Source organism: Aestuariispira insulae (assembly GCF_003385955.1).
Lineage (GTDB): Bacteria > Pseudomonadota > Alphaproteobacteria > UBA8366 > Aestuariispiraceae > Aestuariispira > Aestuariispira insulae.
The window spans coordinates 178,161-201,706 of the sequence record NZ_QRDW01000002.1; the positions used below are offsets into that span (position 1 = coordinate 178,161).

Genomic DNA, 23,546 nt, shown 5'->3' on the forward strand with positions numbered 1-23,546 from the left:
CGTCATTCAGGCGTGGGAAGCGGCCCGGCCGGGACGCCGGCTCCGATATCGATGAATTTCAAATCCAGGATATTGTTGGTCGGCTGGTGACCTGGTTTTTTATGGAGAAACTGCGGTTTTGACACCGCATGGCGCAGGAACAGGACCAACGGGCCGCTGATGCCATCGCCATCTAGGGGCAGGCCGAGCATTTCAGAGCGAACGGCCTTGCCTTCGGGATAATGTTGTTCGGTCAGCGCCCAGACCCCACAGGGCTGACGGTGGGTGGTCCAGATGTTCATGGAGGCCAGATGGCGGCGGCTCTGGTCGACGAAATCAAGGTAATTCACACCTTTGGGGTCGAAACCAAAATTCTCGACCACTTGGGAGCCTGCCAGGCGGGTCAGGATCTCGTCATCGGAAATCAGCTCAACCAGGATGAAGCTGCCGAGCAGTTGCGGGATTTCCTCCGGCAGGAAACTGCGGCGCGACGGGACCAAGGAATCATCACGCAAACCATTCCAATAGTTGAAAAATTCAAGGCAAACCGGATGGCAATCCCGACTTTTGCACGGGTCGGCCTGCAATCTATTCTGATATCCTGTTTCCATTTGGTCTTCCCGCTGACACCTGGAACACAAACATGCCGCCGGGGCACAGCCGGCTGCTTTCCCCTACCTCCCTACCGTATTTTGGTCGGTTAAAAAAGTGTCGAATAAGACGGTAGACCGAGAAACTGCGCCAATTTTGCTGCTTTTGCGGGAGCGCGTCGGAGAAACAGCCTGGGAAATCATGTACATGCTTGAGATTTGAAAGGCAGACCGGAATAGTGCATCGGCGCTCTTGGAGTTGGGATTCTGGAGGGATAGATCCTATGCATATTCTGCTGGGGATTGCTGCCGCCGTCGTTGCCGACATCTTTTTTCTGTACCGTTTGGACATAGCGGCCAATGCGGCCCCGAACTTGGGTTGTTTTGGGTGAATTTGGGCTTGCGCCCGGATAATTGATCCTTACATAAGAGCTGGTCCATAGCATTAAACCGGTAAAGACCATGACCAGCATACAGGAAAGTCGCAACGGCACCCGGCAGGGGCCGGTGGAACGAGTGGGGCGCTTTGTCGAGAGCGAGCCCGTGCAGAAAGTGATTATAGCCCTGGTGGTGATCAATGCGATCATCTTGGGGTTGGAGACCGTGCCGCCGGTCTTTGAAGCCTATGGCCGGATCCTGGTTTTCCTGGATCAGACGATCCTGGCCGTGTTCGTGGCGGAAATCCTGGCCAAGCTGGCCTGGCGGCGGCATCGGTTCTTCCTGAATGGTTGGAACCTGTTTGATTTTGTGATTGTCGGGATCGCCCTGGTACCGGCGTCCGGCGGGTTGAGTGTTCTGCGCGCGTTGCGCATTCTCCGGGCCTTCCGCCTGATCAGCGCGGTGCCGCAGATGCGCCGGGTGGTTGGCGCGTTGTTCAGCGCGATTCCCGGCATCATGTCGGTTGGCGCGATCATCATGCTGATTTTCTATGTCTCTGCTGTGCTGGCGACCAGTTTCTTCGGGCCGAAATTCCCGGAATGGTTCGGTGGCCTGGGCGAGAGCTTTTATACCCTGTTCCAGGTCATGACCCTGGAAAGCTGGTCCATGGGGATCGTGCGGCCGGTGATGGCAGAATATCCGCTGGCCTGGGTCTTCTTCGTGCCTTTCATTCTGATCACCAGCTTTGCGGTTTTGAACCTGTTTATCGGGATCATCGTGGATGCGATGCAAAGCCAGCATGAAGAAGAGGAAGAGCATATCCAGCAGGGCATGGAGAAATTGCTGCGCGAACAGCGCGACGAGATCCGAGCGCTCCGCGAGGATATGGCGAAACTGCGTGAGGCGGTGGAAGAGCGCCGGGCCAATGGCAGGGCAGATTAGTCGCGTGGCGGGCTAATAGCGGGGCAGACTAATAGCGGGGCAGACTAATAGCGGGGCAGGCTGGGATCGATCTGGACCGACCATTGGTCGATACCGCCGTCCAAGTTCAAGACATGTTCAAACCCCTGGCCCAGCAGGAACTGGGTCACCTGCATGGACCGGCCGCCATGGTGGCACATCACCACGATGGTCCGGTCCCTTGGCAGCTCGGCGACCCGTTGCGGCACCTGCATCATCGGGATATCCAGGCTGCCGTCCAGGCGGCAGGTTGCCAGTTCTTGAGGCTCTCTGACATCCAACAGGATATGGTCGTCTCCGCGTTCGCGCAGGGCGGCATAATCGGTGATGGAGATCTGCATGGAAAAGCCTCTGTTCCTGTAGGATTGGATGATTGAGGCCTATTCAGCCCGATCAGGGGACCCGTGTCCAGATCTGTTCCTTGCAGATGAATAAAACACAGCCTTCCACCTTCAGATTGCCATCCTCTAGCAGAGCCATTTCGGAACTGTAACTGTTGCCGTCCGAAGGGTTGTAGATGGTCCCGTCATCGAAATGGTTGTTGTCGTCGCCGGGCACAAAACCATTCAGCATCGTCAGCCCGAGCAGGGGCCTGGTTTTCAGCTTGTCATCCTTGTTCAGCCGATCGAGCTTGGGCTGCCCGTCTTCTGTCGTCGGCTCTTTCAGCCAGACGATCTTGCCGCAGATACCATCTTCGCAATTTTCAATTTTGACATGGCTTTTGCCATCTTTGGTTTCCCAGGTGCCAAAGACGGCACTGTCGTCGGCCCTTGCATCGGTCATGCCCATCATCAAGATGGCGGCGGCCACCCCGATCAGGGTGCCAAGCCCCATAATCAGCGCCGTTTGTTCCAGCGCATTCGCCCGTGATTTCCGTTTCATTGCCTGTCATTCCCTCTCGTTTACCGCGCCTGTTCGCCGAGATCGGCTAGTTTTTACGCATAAGTTATATTAATTACCTATAGGTAATCAAGAGGGATGGGTCAGTGATCTCGCGGGGTCATCAATTCCATGGCGATCTTTTCCGGGGCCGCCTTGGCGCGTTTTTTCAAAACCGCGATGGCCTTGACCAGGCGATCATGATCAAGCGCGTCCGCCACCGGCGGCAGGGCGATCAGGGCCGCCGCGCAGGACAGCATGGGGAACTGGCGGGTTTCGCCGTCCCGTCCGGTGGTTTCGATATAGCCGCGCTCCCGGTCGGTGGCTTCATAGAAGCTTTCGATATCGTTGGCGAAGGAGTTGAGCACGCCCTGGACCCGGCGGCGTACTTCTTCCAGGTCGGTCTGGGCGAAGGCGGCAAAGAAATCGTCTCCGCCCACATGGCCCAGGAAAATACCCGGATCGGTCAGGTGGCGCTGCATGATCTCGGCAAAAAGCAGGATCGCACGGTCACCCTGGCGGAAACCATAATAATCGTTGAAAGGCTTGAAGTCATTGAAGTCGAAATAAACAAAGATGTTCGATTCCGGTTTTGGTGCGGCCAGGCAGGCGGCGACGTGATCGCTGATGGAATGGTTGCCGGGCAGCTTTGTCAGCGGGTTCTGGTCACGGGCCTGTTCCAGGCGCTTTTCATAGACCATATGCAACAAAGACTGTGCCGAGAGGAAACCCAGATAGCGAAACTCATCGACGACCAGGATCCCTTCCGGGTTGCGGGCCTGTGCATAGATTTCCAGGATTTCGTCGATGGAGCTGCTGACCTCGGCGATCGGGCATTTGCGGATGAACCGGTCCTGGGGATTGCCCAGGGCCTTGTTGGTCAACAGGGCATGGCCGAACCGGTTATAGATGATCGATTTCAGATCCTTTTCCTGGATGATGCCGCGTGGGTAACCGGAATGGTCAATCACCGGCAAAAGGGAGAGATCGGCCTTGCCACCGAAAATCTCCAGCACTTTTTCCATGCTCTCAGATTCCCGGACGGTCGGCAGCTTTTCCACATGTTCGCGCACCAGGTTGAGGTCATCTTTTTGTTTCTTGCGCCGTCGGTCGCCTTCATTGATCAGCTGGACCTGGTCATAAACCTCCTGCAGCTGGGTCATGTCCAGCAGTGGCCGCTCGACCAGATAGCCCTGGACCAGATCACAGCCCATATTCTTACAGGTGAGGAAGTCCGCTTCGTTTTCAACACCTTCCGCGATCACGGTAATGCCCAGCATATGCGCCATCTTGACGATGGTGGAAATCATCAGGGCTTTTTTATTATCGGTTGCGACCCCATCAATGAAGAAACGGTCGATCTTGAGATAATCGGGCTGATGTTCGTAGAGCATATGAAGCTGGGAAAAACCCATGCCATAATCATCAATGGCGATCCGAACCGATTGCTGTCGATAGCGGTCGAGCAGTTCGGTCACATGGACGGCGTTGTGATTGTCATGGCGCTCCGACAATTCCAGGCAAAAGGCGCTGGCCGGGATTTTATATTTCTTGAGAATGCCCCGGGTACCTTCGGGATGATAGTCGGGTGATTCAAAACAGCGGCCATCAAGATTGTAGAACAGACGCTTTGTCGCTGCCTTATGCAGCTTGGAAAACATGGAAAGCGCCAGTTCGCGCAGGTAGAGATCCGCCTGATGCAGCACACCGAGCGAGAAGGCGGTGTCAAAAACATCCTGGATGGTTTCAAGCCCCATGTCGCGATGTCCGCGCAACAGGGCTTCATAGCCATAGATCGTGCCGGTATGGGCATTCACGATCGGCTGGAAAGCATAGCGGGTATGTTCATACAGACTGGCCAGAAAGGTCTGGTCCGCTGCCAGGTTTTGCGCCTTCATCATGAGTTTTATGTCTTTTCACTGCCACTTCCCAAGGCGGGCATCCTTTCACAGGCCAAGACAGTTAGCAGTATATTTTTTGTGAAGTTCCTATGACAAAAAACACGGGATTTTAGGTATTTAGCCCAAACCGTTTTAACCCTTGAATCATTTTTTCTATTGACAGCGGGGACGAAAATGTTTATGTTTTGTTCACAATACGAAACATGGGCCCGCACCGAATGGTGGCGGGCCTTTTTCATTGGTGCCGGTGCAGGCCCATTCCAGAAATCAGCAAGAAGAAACTCACTGTATCCGGCGACGGATAGAGCCGGTTTTCTTCATGCGCTTGGAAAGAGAGGGGACGTGGCGGAAATGGAGCGGAAGAGGGGCCGCCCGAAAGGGGCGCGCAATAAGGTGACCGCCGCGATGCGGTCAGCCGCGAGGAACCACAGCAGCGAAGCGCTGGAAACCCTGCTGGCCTTGATGCGCGGCGGTGATAAGCGGGTCAGCCTGTCGGCGGCGCAGGAAATATTGAACCGGGCCTGGGGCCGGCCGGGGCCGCTGGCGGAACCGGTAGAGGGCATGGAAGAGGGCATGGCAGACAGGCTCTCGATATTGAGCGACGGGGCTTTGGATGAACGGATCAGGCGATTGCTCGACGAAACCGGATTTGATCCGGCTGTTGGAAGAAAAGAGAAAGAGGATCCGGCAGCGGCGGATTGAGGCTTATTTCCCGGACAGTGGTCCGCTGCGCCGGGCGCTCTATAAGAAGCATCTGGCGTTTTTCGAAGCCGGTGCGACCAGGCGCGAACGCTGTTTCATGGCGGCAAACCGGGTCGGCAAGACGGAAAGCGCCGGGGGCTATGAAACGGTTTTGCATATGACCGGGCGCTATCCCGCCTGGTGGGTGGGGCGGCGGTTTGACAGACCGGTCAAGGCCTGGGCGGCAGGCGACACGGCCGAAACGGTGCGCGATATTCTGCAAGGTAAGCTTTTGGGGCCGCAGGGTGCGATCGGCACGGGTCTGATCCCGGCAGATACCTTGGTGCGGACCACCAGGCGCACCGGGGTCAGTGACGCGGTGATGGATATCCATGTCCGCCATGAAAGCGGCGGAATCAGCCAGTTGACCTTCAAATCCTATGACCAGGGGCGCAAAAAATTTCAGGGAACCGAAATTGATCTTGTCTGGCTGGATGAGGAGCCGCCGGCGGATATTTACGGCGAATGCCTGGTGCGGACCATGACCACGGGCGGGCTGGTGATGCTGACCTTCACACCGCTTATGGGTGTTTCGGCGGTGGTGGAGGGATTTATGAAAGAAACAGAAGGCACCAAGGCGCTGATTCAGGCGGGATGGGATGATGTACCCCATCTGGACCAGGCGGCGCGGGAGGAATTGAAGAAAGGGTTGCCGGATCATGAGGTTGAAGCACGCTCTCAAGGCATCCCGTCGCTGGGGTCGGGCCGGGTCTTTCCGGTGGAAGAGGCGGCGGTTGCGGTGCCGCCCTTTGTCCTGCCGGATCATTGGCCGCGGATCTGCGGTATCGATTTCGGTTGGGACCATCCGACCGCTGCCGTCGAACTGGCGTGGGACCGTGACCATGACGCGCTGTATGTCACAAGGGCCTATCGCCGGGCGCACGCAACCCCTGCCGAACATGCCGCAGCATTGACCCGTTGGGGGGGCTGGCTGCCCTGGGCCTGGCCCCATGACGGCTACCAGCATGACAAGGGGTCGGGCCGGACCTTGCGCGACCAATATGCCCAGGCCGGACTTAATATGCTCGATTGCATGGCGACCCATGCCGATGGCGGCAACGGGGTCGAGGCCGGGATCATGGAGATGCTCACTGCCATGCGCGAAGGGCGGTTCAAAGTTTTTTCCAACCTGGCGGAATGGTTCGGGGAGTTCCGCCTCTATCACCGCAGGCAAGGGCAGATCGTCAAGCTCAAGGACGACCTGATGAGCGCCACCCGATACGCCATGATGATGCGGCGTGAGGCGGTGACAAAGCCGCGATTGGCAAAAGGGGATCTCTATCAGGCGGAAATGCAGTATCCGCCGGAATTTTGACAAGGGAAGAGGGTAAAACGGACATGAGCGATCAGCGACAGAATTTCACCTATTATGACCCGAAGACCGGGCGGTTCACCGGCGGCCGGATTGGCGCGGTGGAGGGCTATCCTGAAAAGGGCTCGACCGCCTGGCGGGCGTCCAATGACCGGATCTTCATCAAGGCGGTCAATGATTATAACCGATCCTTCGGTTACCGGCCCGGCGATGACGGGTTTTGGACGCCGCATCTTTTGAAAACACAGGCGATGATCGAGGCAGGCGGATCCCACCATAAAGAGGCCTTTTTGAGTGATCCGCTGCAGGTGAATAAGCCGCTGGACTGGGTGCCGCGCAAAGCCAGCCTACTGGGATTGGAACGCGGCGATAAGATGACCCCGGAAACCAGTGCCAAGGCTGCGCTTCTCTGGCTGGATTACAAAGGCTGGCAGCATGACGGCAACGGGGACAAGACCCGGTGGGAAGGCAATGCCAAGGCGTTGTTTGATTATAACGGCAACCGGGCAATCCACCCCAAAACCGGCGGCGAGCACCGGCAATGGTATGCGGACCGGATCAGCGAGATGGCGGGCAATATGCTGGCCGCGCAGGGGCTGGACCCTCACGGCCGCCATAATTCGGCCTCATGGAGCGCAGACGGACAGAGCCTTGATTTGATGGCGCGGGAGGGGGATGATCCGTCCGGTTTTTGATGCAATCTCCTTAGACAGGGTGGGAATTCGTGAAAAAGAGTGTGGTGATCGCGGGCGGGATGGCCCTTGGGGTGGCGGTGCTGTTGGGGGTGCATTTCGGCGGACAGCAGCTGTTTTCGGCCTGTGAGCGGATTGAGCGCGGGGCGTTTCCGTCCCCCAACGGCCAGTTTGAAGCGCGGCTGATCGAGGTGGATTGCGGCGGAACCACGCCGCTTGGCACCCATGTGACCGTGAGTGACCGGACAGCGCAAGAGACCATGACGGTCCTGATCGCCAAAGACAGGCAGGATCTGCGCCTCGAGTGGGACAGCAATGAAACACTGGATATCGGCCTGCCGGCATTGCCGGATGAGGCCCTGGTGCGCCAGCTTGGCAGCTGGAACGGGATCACGGTTCGCTATCAACCGGCCGAATAAGGATTTTCACCTTTTATCATGGGAAACGGAAAGCCGCCTTTTGGGCGGCTTTTTTTGTGATCTTTTTTGAGCGCTTTGTTCAGCGGCGCAACCAATTGAAGGAGCGGAGAGACATGCCAGATTTTGGACGGGGCGGCCCAGCCGGGGCCATGGCGGGCGAGCGGCCCGACGGCAGCCATACGGGCGGCAATAATGGCGGTCCGGGGACCGGCGGCAATGGTGGCGGCGACCGGGATAAACGGACACCGACCGCCGCGGATTTTCGGGAAATTACGCTGAATAGCGGCACCTATCGGGTGGGCAATGCACCGCCGACCGACCGCGAGAATAAGAATGCGGCCGGCCATTCCATTGCGCTGGCCATTAACAGCGGTATGTTCACCGAGCGCAAAAAAGGGTTCGGTGAGCAGCTGGGCGATTGGCTGGGCTTCAAGACCTCCAAATTCACCTATGATGAAGAGGATGAGGATTTGGAACGGGAGGTTGAATTCGACTGGAGCGACAGCGCGCTGGTCGGCGGGGCGCTCAGCCTGGCCAATCCTTTTGCCGGGCTGGCCTATGGGGTGGGGACTAGCATCTATCACGGCCGCCCGCTCTCGGCGGCGGCGTCATTGATGACCTTGGGCCGCGCCGCACCGATCGGCTATAGCCTGCAAACCGGGATCGGCGTGCATGACCTGATTGCCGATGAAAAGCTAGATGAGAAGGTGGTGGGGGTGATTGAGGGGAGTGGTAACTCATACTCAGCGTCAAAAAAGGATGCCCTTTTCGGCGTGCACCAAACCACAGGGAATTTGACTGCGCCTCCAGAAAAAGAAGGGCCGAAAGAGTTCTTTGTTGCCCGTCAAAACAATTCTGCCGTTACTAATGAACCAGTCAAGGCCGCGAAGGATAACTCTGAACAGACGGATCGTTATGTGCAGACCAGGACATTGGGGGCCGCCAATATCCGGCGGGCGGAATATGCCGGTCTGCCGCTGATGGGGTTTCTAGAGGCTTTAGGCTATGGTTGATATTATAAGGAAAATAATCCATTGAATTGTAATGTGATTTGCGCCACGTTTTATGCGTGTGCCGAATAAAGTCTTGGGGGAAAGAATGAGGAAAATACTGTCGGTCATCCTGTTACTATTGCCGATTTCAGCATTGGCAGAGGTTGACTATGAGACTGAGCCAGGCTGGCAGGCGTTCCAGCGTGTTTGCTTGGAGCAGGTTGGTGATGTCAAAGAAGCGATGATCAGTATTCCTAAGCTTGCTCAGGAGTTAACGGGAGGCACAAAGATTACAGATGTTGCATATCGTAAAGAGCAACTAATTCCTGATGGAGATGATGCGTGGTCATATAATGATGGTGTACGCTGGTACATGATTATTACCGATTATGGTTCATGCGCTGTCAGGGTCCCAGGGAAGTTTAAAGGTGCGGACGAAGCACTATCTGCTATGGGGTATAGCCGTTTTGGTTCGGTCAGTAGTAAGTGGACAGAACATGAGTTTTATTACTCGATAGATCCGGGGGCTCCAGTAGTAAATTTGATACACGCCGTTCGAAATGGTGAGGCGCGGTTAGCACTTATCGCGATCAACAGGCAAGCTTATCAAATAGCTGTAGAAAAACATCCCGAAGACAATCCCCCGCTGCCTGACAGCGATTGAATTCATCACAGCTCCAAGCCAAACCCCGTGTCCGCGGGGTTTTTTTATGCGCTGAATTTGCCTGTGCCGGTTGTGTGCGGGCTGTTTTGCTTGGCCGCCTGCTGGCGGTGAGAAAGGTTATCCATGACAACAAAGAAGGTCAGCCAGCCGGAGCCATTGACGGTTTCGGAGATGGGTTTTTTGCAGAAACTGGCGGAAAGCAAGGATCCCAATGCGCGCGTGCACTATTATCAATTCCTGAGCGATAAGGGCTATGCTTATGGGGCCATGGCGCTTGGGGTGGCCCGCAATGACACGGTCCTTGGCAGGACAGCCAACAACTTCATGAAGGATTTTGCCGTGGATATGGGGAAACCGGTCAGTGCCTTGCGGGAAAGGGCGATAGGCCGGGATTTGATGCGCGCGGATTTTGAAGCCCGCAAAGCGCTTTGGGAGCAGGATCCAAAGGCGGTTATCAAACTGAAGGTCCGGGATATCCGGGATTATCATTCCCGGATTTTCAAGAACCATGGATTGGCGCCAGAAGCCTGGACCGCATATCTGCCGACGAAATTGGCCGGTCATGAAGGGGAGGAGGCGCTTTGGCAGGAGATGCTGAGCAATGCCCGGGGAGACGCCTGGGATCAGGCCAAAGACGGCGTGGGTTTGCTTTTCGATCCCTTTAGGCTGGATCGCCCATGGAAAGAGCAGGAGGCCTATGCGGGTTGGTTCGGCGACGCCGGTTGGGCCGGCACCAAGGCTGCGTGGGAGACTGCGTGGGACGCGCAGTAAAGCCGATTTGACTGAGACTGACCCGTTTTGCTGCGGCCAATATAGGCCCGCATGCGCTTCCGACCCAAACCGCCCCAATGTCCGGGCGGTTTTTTTCATGGAGAGAAAAATATGACAGTTGCACAGGATGTGCTGGACACGGTTTCAGCCATGAAGGTTGAGCGCGCCCGGTTTGAGCCGGTCTGGGCCCAGGTGGCGGAGCGGATGGACCCCTATGGGGCGGCCATGGAGGGGCGGATGGGCGATATGTCGCGGATTTTTGGCGCCAGGCCGCTGCTGCTGCCGGATATGTTTGCCGCCGTCTTCACCTCCCTTCTGATGCCGCGCGGCACCTTCTGGCATGCGCTCTCCCCTTTGGATGAGGGCTTGCGGGAAAACGGCCAGGTGAAAGCCTGGGCGGCCAAGATGACCAGGCTTTTATTCCGCTATCGCTATGCGCCGCTTTCGGGTTTTGCCGGACTGCCCCGACGCATGGGGCGCTCGCTGGCGCTCTATGGCGCGCAATGCCTGTTGGTGAAGGAGGAAATGGCCGGGGAGGAGGGCGGCAAGCCGCTGCCGCCGATCCTTTATGAATTTGTGCCGATCAACCAGGTCTGCCTGGCGCGGAACCATCGCGGGCAATATGACCGGGCGGCGCGCGAGCATGAGATGACCGCCCGCCAGATGGCCCAGGCCTATGGCGAGGCCGCCCTGCCGCCCGCAGTGCGCGACGCGCTCAACAGAAGCGGGGAGCAGGAGCGGTGTTTCACGGTGGTGCATCTGGTCCAGCCCGCAAGCGGTGCCAAGGCCGGCCATGCCTTTGAGAGCCTGCATGTGGAGCGTGACAGCCGGACTATGTTGAAACGCTCAGGCTTTCATGAATTTCCCTTCATCGCCTCGGTGATGAATGAGGTGCCGGATAGCGCCTATGGCTGGGGACCCGCCATGTCGGCCCTGCCGGATGTGAAGCAATATTACGCCATGGCGCGCACCACCACGCGGGCCATGGAAAAGGCGGTCGACCCGCCCATGGGCATCCGGGGCAAGCTGGAGCGGCGGATCAATTTGAATGCGGGCGCGTTCAACCCGGACCTGATCGACGAGCAGGGGCGGCCGAAATTCGCGCCCTTGCAATCGGGCGCGCAGCCGGTTCTGGGCCTGGAGGGGATGGAGCGCAAATCCGCTGAGATCGGCGCCAGTTTCTCGGAAAACCTGTGGCAGGTCCTGGCCAACAAGCCGGGCATGACCGCCTATGAAGCGGCGATCCGCGCCCAGGAAAAAGGCGACCTGATCGGTCCGCCCTTTGCGCCGCAGGAGGAAATGCTGGGATTGCTGGTGGAGCGGGAGCTGGCGATTTTGGAACGTAAGGCGCGCTATGGCGAGATCCGCCTGCCGGAACGGCCGCCTGTGCTGGAAGGCCAGCCGGTCACCCTGGAATTCACCTCGCCCATGGCCAGGCTGCGCAAGGCGGGCGAGACCACGGGTCTCTACCGCGCGCTGGAATTTGTCCAGGCGGCGGGCCAGATGGATGCCAAGGTGCCGCGCATGATCGACTGGGACAAGGCGGCGCGCATGGTGGCCGATAATGAAGGGGTGCCGGCGGACCTGATCGTGCCGGCGGAAGAGCTGTCGCGCCAGATGCGAGACGAGGAGGCAGAGCGCCAGCAGCAGGCGCAGATGATGCTGATGCAGCAGATGGCGGCCCAGCAGCCAGGCGCGGTGCCGGAAACGGGCCCCGCCCTCGAAATGCCTTAATTATGTTCTTTAAATGTTCTCGGTATTGTGATTGCATTGCAGCTAAAGGGAGAAAGATGGATGGCACATTCTGGGATGGGAAAGGCAATGGCGGCTTGGTTCTGGCGTGTCGCCAAATGGGCGGGCGGGGTGGTGATAACCCTGGTCGCGGTTGGTTCCGCTTACGACTATTTTTTTAATCCTTGGGGGGGGATTTTCTGCCCAACCCATGAGGGCAGGGCAGAATATAAGATAGAATCCGCCTACTGTGAGGCCAATTCGCCCCTGCCCGCTACCCACTTGGAATATTCCGGAATGTATCACATGGCTCTTCTGAAGTTTGGCGATGGATTCTATCCACGTTGCCTCTGGGTCAATGTGAATGACTATGACATTGATGCCCGCCCCGTGGTGGATAGACCGAAAGACGATCCGATCCTGACGGACAGTGGCCTGCAGCATAGCTGCATGGAACCCAGCCAAGTTACCATCACTTATCACGGGCGGGGACCGCAGCGCCTTAACAGCCCAGACATGCGGGATACCCCTGATAACCAGGAATAGGCCGCCGGCATCAGATCAGCCGGGCGGCTGTCTGGAGGAGCGGCATAACTGTAATTTTTGGATCTAAGGAAGAGACGGATGAGCGACTATTGGAAATTGTTCCAAGGTTGGAACGCTGTTGATCAAACCATGCAGCAAAGAGTGATTGATTGGTACAACAGTATTCATGAGGTTCCGATATCAGATCTCCGGGGCAAAGGGGATCCGAACGCCCGGGTTGGCGATCAGATTGATGCTTGGCGCCATACCGGCATTGCTGCGCTGCTGGCATATGAGCACGGGTACGGTCATACTATCGAGCTCGGCAATGCCTTGGAAGATCACTATCCTGGAACGCCGGAAGAGAACGTTCAAGATTACCATAATAACGCACTAGGCGCACGGATCGGCAATGCTGCGCGTGTTTTAGGATTGAGTGAAGAAGAACTCGGCGCCGTACTTAAAAAAGCCTACGCGGATGGTCTGTTCATCAAAGATGCTTATCAGCCAAAATTTAAGCCTTCGGCAGATATTGATATCCATGATGGCATCATTCTGCGTTTCAATAATGAACTCCTGCTAAAAAATGGTGTTACCATTGATGCAACCCAAGATATTGATTTTGATGATGGCAAAGCATCAATCATCGGCGTTGATACGAATGATGAAGAAATTGAAGTCATCCTTGATCAGGGGAATGTAAGGCGGTTTATCCTTCCCGATCAGGAAGGTCGTTTGGATCAAGACATCAACAAGAAGAGATATGCTTCAAACGTCACAATTTCGAATATGAACGGTCATGCCGTGCCTCTGACTGCAACCGACATGGGCAAGTTGCAGCGTATCGTCGACCGAGGCGATCACTCGACGGCGAAGGATTACCAAAATTTGTTGCAAGAAAGAGGTTATGGCTTTGGCCCATGTAAAAGCCGATTTTGCTGCGCGCAAAGCAAGGTGGGATGAAGATCCTAAACAGAGTTTGGAGCTGACGGACCTTGGCTCAGGGATTCTTGCAGGACGGACAACTGATTCTGTTATGCCGCAGGAAACTGGATTGAATATGCGACGTTTGTTCCAGTCTGACCCGAACCAAGAACTCGCGGAAATCGAACAGGCCATGGAGTTTTATGGTGATCGACCGGAATTCCAAAAACGGTTGGAGCAGAAATACGATACTGGGCGAGAGGGCTCCACAAATGCAGGCGGCATCCGTCGTCCGGTTTTAGGCATGTGGGGCAATATCATTCGTGATCAGTTGGATGATCCCTTTGCGATCAGAATGTTTGAAAGATACTGGCGCGGTTTTGGTGATTACCAAATGGGGGACCAAGAGTTTGCGGCGTTGCTGGAGAGCCTGAAAGACGAAAGCGGCAATCTGAAAACCCGACCGTCAACCGATGGCATTGGTAAAAGCACCGAGCCTAAATTTTTTACGCAAAACGGTAGAATATACCGGGCGGAAAAGACCGAGTTTTATGATTCACAAGCGGAAAGGGCGTTGGGGGATGCCTGGCTGATCTATGAGCAAGGCGATGACGCCAAGAAGCCAGTCGGTCTCTATGATGAATATGATTTCAACTGGAAACCGTTTTTCGGAGAAGGCAGTCGACGAAAATTCAAAAGCGAAATCGATACCAGGCTTGTAAGTATGGCAAGCCTAGCTGAACCGAAGACCCGCGACTTTGTCATTCGATACGGTGTTTCTCCAGAGAAATTGCCATGATTGAAGAAAATCATACAAAGAAAAAGGGCCTTTGGCAGTTGATGGGCACCTCTACCTATTGGATCCAGATCCTGTTCTATGGACTGCTCTTGATGCTGATCACCATTGTTGGAGATTTTGTTCCAGATTTTGACCTGGATTTGCTGTCCTGGATCGATCCCTATTATGACTGGGTCATCCTGGCCGAGGTTCGGGAACACTATCCGGTTGAGGGGCCGTTTCCGGAACAGACCCTGGGGCCAGTGGAACGCTATGCCGGGGTTATCAGGGACATTGGCTATTATCAGGCGTTTCAGATAGATGACGGGCTGAGCTATTGCGGAACATCTGGAATAGGCACCGTTGTCCCGGCTCTGAATGGCCTGGAAATTGCCCAGGACGCGGCGGCCTGTCACTATGATTATTCGGAACCCGGTGGTGTTTTCATTCGCTATCGTTTTACGGAGAACAGCCTTCTTACCTATTACCTGACGGATGATTAAGGCCATGTTCTTGCGCTTAAAAGAGAACCCGTTTTCTGCTGATCTGACGATAACAATCGGCTTTCTGGTTCATATTCTTCTAGCTGCCTTTGCGTGGTTTTTCCTCTTGCTTGTCATCATGATCGGGCCCGGAGAAAGCGATCGTTATCAGGAGATCCTGGAAGAGGCTTCCGTGCAACTGCCTGAATTGGAACCTAATTCCTTCCTGCTGATGACACGAACACAAAGCAGGCCCGGTTTTGAAAATATCAAAGGATACAAGCTGCCTTCTGGATTTAACGGGCTGTCTTTTTGCGGGCAGAACGGTTTTGAAACCGTGAGCGGAATGCCTCTTTCCAACCATAGCCTCCGGCTTGTCCAGGGGTGCAGGAAATGGGTCAAGAAAGACTTTTTCAACGAGATATCGGTCATCGTGACCCGCGACAAGGCATTCATCACAGAATATTACCGATGATGGGGGTGTCGAGACACCCATCAACCCGATGGGATCTGCCATCGAGGCCCGTGGGTGTCTGAGGAGAAAGGACAAGGATAAACATCATGAAATCTGGAGACGGGAACAGGTTTGGCGGCTGGCGGTCCTTCACCCGTGCGGGCCGCGCGGTGGCGGCGACGGCGGGGGCCTATAAGCGGGTGTTTGCCAGCCCGGACGGCAAACAGGTGCTGGACGATCTGGCGCGGGCAACACGCTATTTTGAAATTGCCGACAGCGGCAGTGCCGCTGAACATAACGCCATGCGCAGCGTCTATCAGCATGTTTTATCCATGCTGGCCTTCACGGAAGCGGATTTGCGCCAGCTGGCAGAAGCGGATTATGCGGAACAATTGGAGATGAGCCATGAATGAAGACGATATTCAGCCAGTCCCCGGCATAGAGGGGGGAGAAGAAAACGCCGTCCAGCCGCTGGGCGGCGTTTTTGATTCAAGCGTGGAAATTGATGCAGCCCCCGAGAACCGGGACGGGGGAGAGGACTATACCCTGCCCGAAGGCATGGATGATACGGCAGGGGCACCCTTCCTGGAACTGGCGCAGGATCTTGGCCTGAGCGGGGAGCAGTTTGAGCGCCTGTTATCGGTCCGGGACAAACGCCTGGCGGGCCATGATGAGGCCATGCGGGCCGAAACGGACAACCAGATTGCGGAGGCAACGGTTGCCCTGCGCGAAAAATGGGGCCGCAATTTTGCCGCCAACGGCCGCCTGGCGGAACGGGCGCTGTCCCACTTTGCCGGGCCGGAGCTGATGGCGGATTTGCAGGCGGGCGGCTGGACCCGTGCGCCGGCTTTCATTGAGTTTCTGCATGCGGTGGGCGCGCGGCTGGGTGAGGATGACCTGACCCGGCCCGCAGGCGGACCGGGTGGCAACCCCTGGCGCACGGACAATCCCAACCTGACCGAGCAGGGCCGGTTGATGCGCGAAAACCCCGCCCTGGCCCGGAGCCTGGCGGCGCAGGCGGGGATCAGCCTGGGTTAGTTCGTTTGCCTGAGACTTGGAGTGCCGGGTCATGCCCGGCAATGACGATGCTTGGGCTGAGTATAAATATCACGTCGTTCCCGGTCTTTATCCCGGGTTCCGCCGGCAGGGATTTCCCTGCCGGTTTTTTTCCAAAACCTGAAACAGGAGCAGCCACATGGCAGAAACCCGTTTGGCGGACATCATCGAACCGAAGGTGTTCACCCCTTATATGTATTCCAAGACCAAAGAACTGTCGGCCTTTTTCCAATCCGGGGTGATGGTCACCTCCAAGGAGCTGGATGCGAAGGCAAAAAGCGGCGGCAACACGGTTACCATGCCGTCCTTCAAAGACCTCTCCAATACGGAATCACGGATCGGCAGTGACGACCCATCCGACAAGGCAACCCATGAAAAGATCGAAAGCTTTGCCGACCAGGCGATTGTGCACCGGCGCAACCAGTCCTGGTCCGGCATGGATCTGTCGGTCGATGTGGCGGGGGCCGATCCCATGGGCAATATCGCCGACCGGGTGGCGCGCTATTGGAACCGGGACCACCAGCGCACTTTGGTAGCCAGCCTGCGCGGTGTGCTGGCGGCCAATATCGCCAATAACGGCGCGGATATGGTCTACAGCCTCTATGACGATGTGGCAGCCCCGGGGGATGCAACCCTGATCAGCGGACCGGCGGTGATCCGGGCGGCCCAGACATTGGGCGACGCCAAGAATGACCTGGCGGCCATTGCCATGCATTCGGTGGTTCATGCCAGGCTGCAGGAACAGAACCTGATCCAATTCACCGAAACTTCGGACGGCAAGATCGGGTTCGAGACCTATTTGGGATACCGGGTGATTGTGGATGACGGCCTGCCGGTGGTGGCGGGGGCGAACAGCCCGAAATATGTCACCATCCTGTTTGGCAAAGGCGCGGTCGGCTACGGCGAGGGCGCGATGAAAACCCCGACCGAAGTGGACCGCATCCCGGAAGCGGGCAACGGCCAGGGCCAGGAGGTCCTCTATTCCCGGCGCAATTTCGTGATCCATCCCATGGGTATCAAATATACCGGCGCGAGCCAGGCCGGGGTCAGCCCGACCAATACGGAACTGGCGCTGGGCGGCAACTGGACCCGTGTCCGGCCCGAACGCAAGCAGGTGCCGATTGTCTTCCTGGAAACCAATGGCTGACGTGGGCGGCCCTAACCCCTGAACAGCGTTCCCGGATCCCCCTATCCGCCCTGCGGTGCGGCGGGGATCCGGGGCGCACAATTTTCACAGCGGAATTGGAGGCGGCCATGAAAGGCAAGCACAGGACGAAGCGGTGTGATCGTATTCTCAGCCTGGCGGAAGCCAACCGGGTCTTTTTCGAGCAGATGCGGCGGCGCGATGCGGAAGAGGAGTCAAAGGACAGCACACATGAAAAAGGGGAGAATCAATGACCTCGATTGTGGATGTCTGGAACCTGGCGCTGGCGATGCTGGCCCAGGATGAGGAAATGACCGACCCCCAGGACCGGTCGACCAAAGCCGGCCGCCTGTGCGGCCGTTTCTGGCCGCAGGTCCGTGACGAGGTTTTGCAGGCGGGTGCCTGGGCCTGTGTGACCAAGCGCGCCAGCCTGGCGGCGGACGGCAATCCCGTGGCGTTTCAACATAGCGGCAGGACCCGTTTTCCCTTGCCGTCTGATTGTGTGCGGCCGTTGGCACTCAGTCAGGATGGGGAAGCAACCGGGGCACCGGTTCCTTTCGAACGGGAGGGGCGGAGCCTTCTGGTGGCGGCTCAGGCCCCGCTCTTTATCCGCTATATCTCGCGTGATGTGCCGGTGAATGCCTGGGATGCGGAACTGATCCATGCGGCGTCAAGCCTGCTGGCGAAATATCTGGCGGTACCGCTGACGGGTAAAAATTCCGAGCGCGACCGGATGGAGGTGGAGGCGCAAAAAGCGCTGATCCTGGCCGAGGTCAGGGATGCGAAATCGGCCCAGCCGCCAGACGTGATGCCGGGCGGCTGGCTGGATGCCAGGGGGGAGCGCTGATATGGCGGTGATCAAATCCATCCTACCTGCTTTCAGCCGGGGTGAAATCTCACCTCTGGTGCAGAGCCGGGTTGACCTGGAGAGCTATCGCACGGGTCTTTCTGTCTGTGAAAATTTCCAGGTCATGGCTCATGGCGTTTTGATGCGCCGTCCCGGCACCCGCTTTATCGCATCGGCCAAACATGCGGATAAGGCCGTGCGCCTGATCGCATTCGAATATTCCGTGAATGACACCTATATTCTCGAATTCGGCGATCTTTACATGCGCGTCTATCGGGATGGCGGGCAGATCCTGACGGATGAGGACGAGATTTACGAGCTGGCCACCGGCTTTGGCGAGGATCAGCTTTTTGAATTGGACTACGCCCAGGATGAGCGCACGCTCTATATCGTGCACAAAGATCACGCGCCCAAAAAACTGGTGCGCAACGACCATGATGATTGGACGATTGCCGATGTCAGCTTCACCTCAAAACCGTCGCAATGGACGGCAGGGAACTATCCACAGCGGATCGGTTTTTTCGAACAGCGCATGGTTCTGTGCGCGACCCCAGGCCAGCCTTCGACCTATTGGCTCTCCAAATCGCCGACCGGCACCGCGCAAGATCTGCGCCTGACCAATTTCGGTCTGGGCACCAATGCGGATGACGCGCTGAAATTCACCACCACGTCGGGCATGGCCCAGGAAATTCAATGGGTGGTCGAGGATAAGCATTTGATCAGCGGCACAACGGGCGGAATACGATCCGTTGGCGGTGCCGGTTTCAACACGCCATTGTCGATCACTTCGATTCAGAACCGGATGCAGACCAAGGAAGGATCCGCCCCGGTCCGGCCGGTCAAGGCGGGCGATGCGGTGCTGTTTTTATCGCGCAATCGCAAACAGTTGCACGAGACCCGCTTCACCTTTGAAAAAGAGGGCTGGCTGAGTCCGCCGATCTCCCGGGCCTCGGAACATGTGACAGGTCCCGGCATCCGCGAAATGGCCTTTGCCGATGAGCCGGATGCGGTTTTGTGGATGCTGCGCGATGACGGGCAATTGGTCGGTGTTACCTATGAGCCCCATGAACAGGTATTGGCCTATCACCGGCATCTGATCGGCGGGCGCGGCATGGATCAGGATTGGGCCGAAGTGGAGAGCATTGCCTGTGTCTTTGAAGGCCAGCGCCGAGCGCTTTACCTGGCGGTACGCCGCAAAATCAACGGTGAGGCGCGGCGTTTCATCGAACGGCTCGACCCGCTGTTTCGCACCTCTGAAAACCAGACAAGGGCGGATGCGTTTTTTGTTGATGCGGGTGGCAGCTATCAGGGCGAGAGCACCGGCCAGGTCACCGGGTTCGGGCATCTGGCGGGGGAGCAGGTGGATATCCTGGCGGATGGCGCGGTCCTGCCAAGGGTGACGGTGGCCGAAGACGGTTCGGTGACCCTGCCCAATGGGGCCACAGCATCGACCATCCAGGTAGGCCTTCCGGCGCCGGCGCGGGTGGTGCCGCTGGAGCCGCTTTACCAGACCAGGGAAGGGGCCAGCAAAGGCGATCTGAAACGGCCGGTTTCGGTCACGGTGGATCTGTTTGAAAGCGGGGCGATCGAGGTCGGTGTGGAAGGTAAGGGGCGCGAGCGCAAGCCGCTGCGGCCATCAGAACTGCCGTTTGGGGCGGCGGAGCCGCTCTACAGCGCGCTGGTGAAAGTCAAATTTCCCAGCGGCCATGACCTGGTGCCCCGGGTGGAGATCGCCGCGCGCGAACCGCTGCCCTGCACGATCCGAGCAATCATTCCGGAAATGGGAGTTTAGACAATGAGCTGGGGCGATATCGCCAAATTGCTGAGTGTCGGCGCCACCGCCCTGCAGGCGGGCGCGTCGATCTATCAGGCCCGGGCCAGCCGCAAGGCGGCCAAACGGCAGGCCAGTTATGAGCGCAAGGCCGCAGGTCAGGAGGCAGAGAACCGCCGCCGGGACCTGCGGCGCAGGATCGGCCTGCAACGGGCCAGTTTCGCGGCCCAGGGCATTGATCTGGAGGGGTCGCCGGGGCTTCTGATCGACGAGACCGAGCGCTATGGCCAGCAGGATATCGACGACATCTTGTCCATGGGGGAGATGCGGGCCGGGATGGCGCGCCGCCGGGGCCGGTCAGCAGCCATAGGTGGCGGCATCAATGCGGCGGGATCCCTGCTGGGCGGGGCCTTTGATTATTACAAGACATTTGAATGGGATCCCACAGATTGATCCCGGGAAAGGAATGACATGGGCAATATACCGGACAGCAACCGGGCATTTCGCATGCCGGGTATGGATCTGGGCAGTGACGGCAGCGGCTTCATTGCCAAGTCGGTGCATAACCTGGGCGAAACCTTTGGCCGGGCTGCACCGTTTATCCAGCAGGCGCATTTGCTGGATCTGAAGAACCGCCAGATGGAGGCGCTGCAATCCTTCCATGAATATGCCGGTGCCCGCCTGGCGGAAGCTGGTCAAGAAGGGGGCAGCGGTGTTTCGGCAATTGGTGAAGAAGAAAAGCAGCGCCTGCTGATGCAGGACCTGGAGAATGAACGTGATCGCCTGTTGGAGGGGATTGAGTTTTACCGTGCGGAAGAACGGGAGGCCTTTCTCGAGGAAACAGATGAGGCGATTGAGACCACGGGTCTGATGATGGGCAAGGCGCGTGAGGAGGAAATCCGAAACCAAACCCTGCGCCAGCTGTCCAAGGAGCTGTCCGGTATGGCATCGGCGATCCAGTCGGGCGACCTGGGCCCCGATGATGGCCTGGCCGGGGCGGTCCGGATGCTCAATCGCCTGGAACCCGCGGTAGACCCGGGCAATCTGGAGCAAACAAAGCGGATGATCGGCCGACGGTTCCTGATGGCATACCGGAACCATCTGATCGGCACGGGCGATTTTGAGCAGGCTGCAAGCCTGTTTCGCGATCCGGATGAAAAGGGGCTGGTTCCGGCACTTTTTAGTGAACAGGAACGGGCGGCCCAGGCGGACAAGATCGAGGCTGGCCGGGACCGGTTCGGTGCTGTCAAACAAGTCCAGAACGGCCATGCCCTGCGCCAGGCGACGCGTCATATTTCCACGCCGGAAGAAGCGGCGGAATTACGCGCGGTGGTGGATGAAGGGGTGGCAAGCGGGAAGGTGTCCGAAGCGGCCGCAAGCCGGGTTCATGCCAAGTTGGACCGCCGGGAACCGGCTTTACAGGCCAAGGCAAAGGCCAGGGCACGGGTATTTTCCGTGCTGGAAGGGGCCGAAAACACCCTGTCGGTGGAAAAACCGGAAGACCGGCGCGCCGTGGATCAAGTTTATGGTGAGTGGCTGGAGGCACGCAGGGGCCGGTTCGGCATGGAACTGGCGGAAACAGATCTAGCCATCGATCTTTTTGACGAAACCGGCATTTTGCCGCGCCAGGCGGCGATGCGCGTGCGCAAGGCGCTGTCCGGTAGACGGGGCAGTGAAATCCTCTATGCCATGGACTGGATTGAAACGCTGGAGGCGGAAGGCCAACTGGGTCAATTGGAGTTGAGCGACGAAGAATATGCCCTGGCGGTGCTCGCAAGGCAGGAAAGTTTCCAGGAGAGTTTCTCGGAAGAGGATGTTTTGCGGCTTCGCGCCACCACCAGGCCTGACGAGGGGGAGCTGAAGGCAAGGCAGGAACAGTTACAGGCCATGCAGCCAACATTGCAGGAATGGTCAGGCAGAGCCTTGTCAAAAATTTTCGAGCGCCACCGCCAGCCCATGCGCTTTGCGCAATATCTTTCCGATGATTTCAACCGGAGTTATGCCAACTGGTATCTGAAGACAGGCGATGCAGAGCTTGCCCGTGACATGGGCACACGCGAGATGCTGGCGGTGTGGAGCGGTAACGGTGCCGGGCCGGATGACGCCGAAGGCCCGTCCATCATGGCCCGGATCGGTGCTGATATCGCGCAGTTTTTTACCTCCGAAGATCCGCTTCGGCTGATCACCCATTCCATTCCCGAAGCCGGGAAGCAAATGCTGCACAGCATCAATGATCTTAGCGATTGGCTGGGCGAGAAAATGGGTGTCGAGGATACCCGTGGCAGTGACTATTGGGCCCGTTTGCAAGGCATTCGTGAAGAGGATTTGCCCGCCTATCGTGAGCAGATGAAACAGCGCTATGCCGAAGTGATAGAGGCCATTCCGCAAGGGGAAGAACCGGAAACCGGCACCGGTAAGCTGGTGGGGGCAGCTGTCCAATTCCTTGCGGGTTACGGAGCGGCGCGCAAAGCCCTGGCAATGGCGGGAGGCTCTGGCGGCCTGCTGGAAGCTGGCGCGGCGGGGATGCTGTCAGAGGCGACCGCATTTGATCCCCTGGAAAACCCGGTCAATGCTTTGGTCGAGGCATATCCCACCTTGGATTCTCCGGTGACTGACTTCCTGGCGGCGGACCCGGACGACCCGATGGCGGAGAACCGCTTGAAAAATGCCTTGGTTGGCGCTGGTTTTGGCCTGATCACCGAAGGCCTGATGCGAGCATTCAGGCAGATGCGTTCGCTAAAGCGAAGAACTTCAACGGAAGATGGCCGGTTTGAGGAAACGGACCGTTCGGCAGCCTTAGAGGATGCTGCGGATGAAAAGCTTGAACAGATTGCCGATGCCCTGGAACAGGCGCAGTTTTCTGCTGATGGGCGTCAGATCCTGGATGTTCAGGACACGGAACAAATCTCCCGTTTTGGAGATGTCCTGAACGCAGGTGCAGATGCCGTTTTCGACAGGCAGGTCGTGAAGGAAGGGGCAGTCCTTCCAAGCGACCAGATTGTTCCTTATGTTGAGAGGCTGACAAAGAATTCTGACGGATATGTCGATATACCGAGATTCCTGTTTGAACTTCCGCCACTGCCGGATGAAGTCCGTTCACATGCGGCCTTGTTAAGGCCGGAATTTGATTCAGTGAACAGCGCCCGGATGGTTGTGTCCAATGAAGTGATTGATAAGCTTTATCGGAAAAACGGTCCAGATGCGGACCGGATCCTGCATTATCTGCCGGAGTTGCTGAAAGGGGCGGACGAGTTGCTGCCCGATCATCAAAATAATAGCAAGGTTTTGCTGGCCAAGGAGATATCCAAGCGCCCGGGCAGTAAAAGCAAAGATAGGAAAAGTGCGGTCATTGTTATTGAAGTGGCCAAAACCAAGGAGGGCTATGAAATAGCCAGCATCCACAAAAGCCCGTTTAGAACATTACGTCAGGCAAGGGAAAAACTGCGAGAGATCCTGGCGGACCTTCTGTCGTTGAAGTGAGACCATGCCTGAGGGGCCGCGGGTCCTCATACGGCAGGTGCAAAACACCCCGGTGGCAGCGGCATCCGTGTATCCG

26 protein-coding genes are annotated in these 23,546 nt (G+C 57.4%); 22 read left to right on the forward strand and 4 right to left on the reverse strand.

All coding sequences use genetic code 11. The annotated features are described in order from the left end of the window. Positions 1-2: 2 nt before the first annotated feature. Positions 3-590 (reverse strand): PAS domain-containing protein, encoded by a 588-nt coding sequence (locus tag DFP90_RS06835; protein ID WP_115935713.1) that lies wholly within the window; start codon positions 588-590, stop codon positions 3-5. Positions 591-1,031: 441 nt separating this feature from the next. On the opposite strand from DFP90_RS06835, the gene DFP90_RS06840 reads away from it, so the two are divergent. Then, on the forward strand, positions 1,032-1,889 hold the full coding sequence (locus tag DFP90_RS06840; RefSeq protein WP_115935714.1) for an ion transporter: 858 nt from the start codon (positions 1,032-1,034) through the stop codon (positions 1,887-1,889). 44 nt (positions 1,890-1,933) lie between these two features. Here DFP90_RS06840 and DFP90_RS06845 read toward each other — a convergent pair whose 3' ends face one another. The 3 genes from DFP90_RS06845 to DFP90_RS06855 all read right to left on the reverse strand — a co-directional run bounded on the left by DFP90_RS06845 (position 1,934) and on the right by DFP90_RS06855 (position 4,687). Next, positions 1,934-2,248: a rhodanese-like domain-containing protein gene (locus tag DFP90_RS06845; protein ID WP_115935715.1), complete on the reverse strand. Its 315-nt coding sequence runs from the start codon at positions 2,246-2,248 to the stop codon at positions 1,934-1,936. A 52-nt stretch (positions 2,249-2,300) separates the two neighbouring features. After that, complete coding sequence (locus DFP90_RS06850) at positions 2,301-2,789, reverse strand: DUF2147 domain-containing protein (protein ID WP_115935716.1); 489 nt, start codon at positions 2,787-2,789, stop codon at positions 2,301-2,303. Between the two features lie 101 nt (positions 2,790-2,890). After that, the gene (locus DFP90_RS06855) at positions 2,891-4,687 is read right to left on the reverse strand and encodes a GGDEF domain-containing protein (protein ID WP_115935717.1); all 1,797 of its coding nucleotides are present in this window, start codon (positions 4,685-4,687) and stop codon (positions 2,891-2,893) included. 351 nt (positions 4,688-5,038) lie between these two features. Here DFP90_RS06855 and DFP90_RS06860 point away from each other — a divergent pair, with 351 nt between their 5' ends. The 21 genes from DFP90_RS06860 (at position 5,039) to DFP90_RS06960 (ending at position 23,470) form a co-directional block, all read left to right on the forward strand. After that, positions 5,039-5,389: a hypothetical protein gene (locus DFP90_RS06860; protein WP_115935718.1), complete on the forward strand. Its 351-nt coding sequence runs from the start codon at positions 5,039-5,041 to the stop codon at positions 5,387-5,389. Further along, positions 5,301-6,743: a terminase large subunit domain-containing protein gene (locus DFP90_RS06865; protein ID WP_115935719.1), complete on the forward strand. Its 1,443-nt coding sequence runs from the start codon at positions 5,301-5,303 to the stop codon at positions 6,741-6,743. Before DFP90_RS06860 ends, DFP90_RS06865 begins: the two co-directional genes overlap by 89 nt. 23 nt (positions 6,744-6,766) lie before the next feature. After that, positions 6,767-7,435 carry a hypothetical protein gene (locus tag DFP90_RS06870; RefSeq protein WP_115935720.1) on the forward strand — a complete coding sequence of 223 codons (669 nt, stop codon included), beginning with the start codon at positions 6,767-6,769 and terminating at the stop codon, positions 7,433-7,435. Between the two features lie 29 nt (positions 7,436-7,464). Further along, complete coding sequence (locus DFP90_RS06875) at positions 7,465-7,851, forward strand: hypothetical protein (protein ID WP_115935721.1); 387 nt, start codon at positions 7,465-7,467, stop codon at positions 7,849-7,851. 113 nt (positions 7,852-7,964) lie between these two features. Continuing rightward, positions 7,965-8,864 carry a hypothetical protein gene (locus DFP90_RS06885; protein ID WP_147300959.1) on the forward strand — a complete coding sequence of 300 codons (900 nt, stop codon included), beginning with the start codon at positions 7,965-7,967 and terminating at the stop codon, positions 8,862-8,864. An 85-nt stretch (positions 8,865-8,949) separates the two neighbouring features. Then, positions 8,950-9,507 carry a hypothetical protein gene (locus DFP90_RS06890; protein WP_115935724.1) on the forward strand — a complete coding sequence of 186 codons (558 nt, stop codon included), beginning with the start codon at positions 8,950-8,952 and terminating at the stop codon, positions 9,505-9,507. 123 nt (positions 9,508-9,630) lie between these two features. Further along, complete coding sequence (locus DFP90_RS06895) at positions 9,631-10,278, forward strand: hypothetical protein (RefSeq protein WP_115935725.1); 648 nt, start codon at positions 9,631-9,633, stop codon at positions 10,276-10,278. A 111-nt stretch (positions 10,279-10,389) separates the two neighbouring features. Beyond that, positions 10,390-12,012: a portal protein gene (locus DFP90_RS06900; RefSeq protein WP_181905230.1), complete on the forward strand. Its 1,623-nt coding sequence runs from the start codon at positions 10,390-10,392 to the stop codon at positions 12,010-12,012. Positions 12,013-12,099: 87 nt separating this feature from the next. After that, the gene (locus DFP90_RS06905) at positions 12,100-12,555 is read left to right on the forward strand and encodes a hypothetical protein (protein ID WP_147300960.1); all 456 of its coding nucleotides are present in this window, start codon (positions 12,100-12,102) and stop codon (positions 12,553-12,555) included. A 78-nt stretch (positions 12,556-12,633) separates the two neighbouring features. Further along, positions 12,634-13,497, forward strand: coding sequence for a hypothetical protein (locus DFP90_RS06910; protein ID WP_115935728.1), 864 nt, complete (start codon positions 12,634-12,636; stop codon positions 13,495-13,497). After that, positions 13,442-14,257, forward strand: a complete 816-nt coding sequence (locus tag DFP90_RS06915) for a hypothetical protein (protein ID WP_147300961.1) — start codon at positions 13,442-13,444, stop codon at positions 14,255-14,257. The genes DFP90_RS06910 and DFP90_RS06915 overlap by 56 nt, the downstream gene beginning before the upstream one ends. Beyond that, positions 14,254-14,739, forward strand: coding sequence for a hypothetical protein (locus DFP90_RS06920; protein ID WP_115935730.1), 486 nt, complete (start codon positions 14,254-14,256; stop codon positions 14,737-14,739). Before DFP90_RS06915 ends, DFP90_RS06920 begins: the two co-directional genes overlap by 4 nt. Beyond that, positions 14,732-15,193, forward strand: a complete 462-nt coding sequence (locus DFP90_RS06925) for a hypothetical protein (protein ID WP_115935731.1) — start codon at positions 14,732-14,734, stop codon at positions 15,191-15,193. The genes DFP90_RS06920 and DFP90_RS06925 overlap by 8 nt, the downstream gene beginning before the upstream one ends. Positions 15,194-15,279: 86 nt before the next feature. Beyond that, positions 15,280-15,585, forward strand: a complete 306-nt coding sequence (locus DFP90_RS06930) for a Bbp19 family protein (RefSeq protein WP_115935732.1) — start codon at positions 15,280-15,282, stop codon at positions 15,583-15,585. Then, positions 15,578-16,210, forward strand: a complete 633-nt coding sequence (locus DFP90_RS06935; protein WP_115935733.1) for a hypothetical protein — start codon at positions 15,578-15,580, stop codon at positions 16,208-16,210. Before DFP90_RS06930 ends, DFP90_RS06935 begins: the two co-directional genes overlap by 8 nt. Positions 16,211-16,367: 157 nt before the next feature. Further along, positions 16,368-17,375, forward strand: coding sequence for a major capsid protein (locus DFP90_RS06940; RefSeq protein WP_115935734.1), 1,008 nt, complete (start codon positions 16,368-16,370; stop codon positions 17,373-17,375). A gap of 107 nt (positions 17,376-17,482) precedes the next feature. Further along, the gene (locus tag DFP90_RS22800) at positions 17,483-17,626 is read left to right on the forward strand and encodes a hypothetical protein (RefSeq protein WP_181905231.1); all 144 of its coding nucleotides are present in this window, start codon (positions 17,483-17,485) and stop codon (positions 17,624-17,626) included. After that, positions 17,623-18,219: a phage connector family protein gene (locus DFP90_RS06945; RefSeq protein ID WP_115935735.1), complete on the forward strand. Its 597-nt coding sequence runs from the start codon at positions 17,623-17,625 to the stop codon at positions 18,217-18,219. Before DFP90_RS22800 ends, DFP90_RS06945 begins: the two co-directional genes overlap by 4 nt. Position 18,220: 1 nt before the next feature. Further along, on the forward strand, positions 18,221-20,011 hold the full coding sequence (locus DFP90_RS06950) for a phage tail protein (RefSeq protein WP_115935736.1): 1,791 nt from the start codon (positions 18,221-18,223) through the stop codon (positions 20,009-20,011). Positions 20,012-20,014: 3 nt separating this feature from the next. After that, positions 20,015-20,443 carry a hypothetical protein gene (locus tag DFP90_RS06955; protein ID WP_115935737.1) on the forward strand — a complete coding sequence of 143 codons (429 nt, stop codon included), beginning with the start codon at positions 20,015-20,017 and terminating at the stop codon, positions 20,441-20,443. An 18-nt stretch (positions 20,444-20,461) separates the two neighbouring features. Next, entirely contained in the window at positions 20,462-23,470 is a 3,009-nt protein-coding gene (locus DFP90_RS06960) for a coiled-coil domain-containing protein (protein ID WP_115935738.1), read from the forward strand. Positions 23,471-23,546: the final 76 nt, after the last annotated feature.

Bases quoted from the DNA above. Each gene is read 5' to 3' on its own strand.
- DFP90_RS06850 (WP_115935716.1), bottom strand. From the start codon at position 2,789: ATGAAACGGAAATCACGGGCGAATGCGCTGGAACAAACGGCGCTGATT.
- DFP90_RS06865 (WP_115935719.1), top strand. From the start codon at position 5,301: ATGAACGGATCAGGCGATTGCTCGACGAAACCGGATTTGATCCGGCTG.
- DFP90_RS06890 (WP_115935724.1), top strand. From the start codon at position 8,950: ATGAGGAAAATACTGTCGGTCATCCTGTTACTATTGCCGATTTCAGCA.
- DFP90_RS06895 (WP_115935725.1), top strand. From the start codon at position 9,631: ATGACAACAAAGAAGGTCAGCCAGCCGGAGCCATTGACGGTTTCGGAG.
- DFP90_RS06855 (WP_115935717.1), bottom strand. From the start codon at position 4,687: ATGATGAAGGCGCAAAACCTGGCAGCGGACCAGACCTTTCTGGCCAGT.
- DFP90_RS06905 (WP_147300960.1), top strand. From the start codon at position 12,100: ATGGCGGCTTGGTTCTGGCGTGTCGCCAAATGGGCGGGCGGGGTGGTG.
- DFP90_RS06840 (WP_115935714.1), top strand. From the start codon at position 1,032: ATGACCAGCATACAGGAAAGTCGCAACGGCACCCGGCAGGGGCCGGTG.
- DFP90_RS06955 (WP_115935737.1), top strand. From the start codon at position 20,015: ATGAGCTGGGGCGATATCGCCAAATTGCTGAGTGTCGGCGCCACCGCC.
- DFP90_RS06835 (WP_115935713.1), bottom strand. From the start codon at position 590: ATGGAAACAGGATATCAGAATAGATTGCAGGCCGACCCGTGCAAAAGT.
- DFP90_RS06930 (WP_115935732.1), top strand. From the start codon at position 15,280: ATGAAATCTGGAGACGGGAACAGGTTTGGCGGCTGGCGGTCCTTCACC.
- DFP90_RS06920 (WP_115935730.1), top strand. From the start codon at position 14,254: ATGATTGAAGAAAATCATACAAAGAAAAAGGGCCTTTGGCAGTTGATG.
- DFP90_RS06960 (WP_115935738.1), top strand. From the start codon at position 20,462: ATGGGCAATATACCGGACAGCAACCGGGCATTTCGCATGCCGGGTATG.
- DFP90_RS06845 (WP_115935715.1), bottom strand. From the start codon at position 2,248: ATGCAGATCTCCATCACCGATTATGCCGCCCTGCGCGAACGCGGAGAC.
- DFP90_RS06860 (WP_115935718.1), top strand. From the start codon at position 5,039: ATGGAGCGGAAGAGGGGCCGCCCGAAAGGGGCGCGCAATAAGGTGACC.
- DFP90_RS06915 (WP_147300961.1), top strand. From the start codon at position 13,442: ATGGCTTTGGCCCATGTAAAAGCCGATTTTGCTGCGCGCAAAGCAAGG.
- DFP90_RS06925 (WP_115935731.1), top strand. From the start codon at position 14,732: ATGATTAAGGCCATGTTCTTGCGCTTAAAAGAGAACCCGTTTTCTGCT.
- DFP90_RS22800 (WP_181905231.1), top strand. From the start codon at position 17,483: ATGAAAGGCAAGCACAGGACGAAGCGGTGTGATCGTATTCTCAGCCTG.
- DFP90_RS06935 (WP_115935733.1), top strand. From the start codon at position 15,578: ATGAATGAAGACGATATTCAGCCAGTCCCCGGCATAGAGGGGGGAGAA.
- DFP90_RS06950 (WP_115935736.1), top strand. From the start codon at position 18,221: ATGGCGGTGATCAAATCCATCCTACCTGCTTTCAGCCGGGGTGAAATC.
- DFP90_RS06940 (WP_115935734.1), top strand. From the start codon at position 16,368: ATGGCAGAAACCCGTTTGGCGGACATCATCGAACCGAAGGTGTTCACC.
- DFP90_RS06870 (WP_115935720.1), top strand. From the start codon at position 6,767: ATGAGCGATCAGCGACAGAATTTCACCTATTATGACCCGAAGACCGGG.
- DFP90_RS06910 (WP_115935728.1), top strand. From the start codon at position 12,634: ATGAGCGACTATTGGAAATTGTTCCAAGGTTGGAACGCTGTTGATCAA.
- DFP90_RS06885 (WP_147300959.1), top strand. From the start codon at position 7,965: ATGCCAGATTTTGGACGGGGCGGCCCAGCCGGGGCCATGGCGGGCGAG.
- DFP90_RS06900 (WP_181905230.1), top strand. From the start codon at position 10,390: ATGACAGTTGCACAGGATGTGCTGGACACGGTTTCAGCCATGAAGGTT.
- DFP90_RS06945 (WP_115935735.1), top strand. From the start codon at position 17,623: ATGACCTCGATTGTGGATGTCTGGAACCTGGCGCTGGCGATGCTGGCC.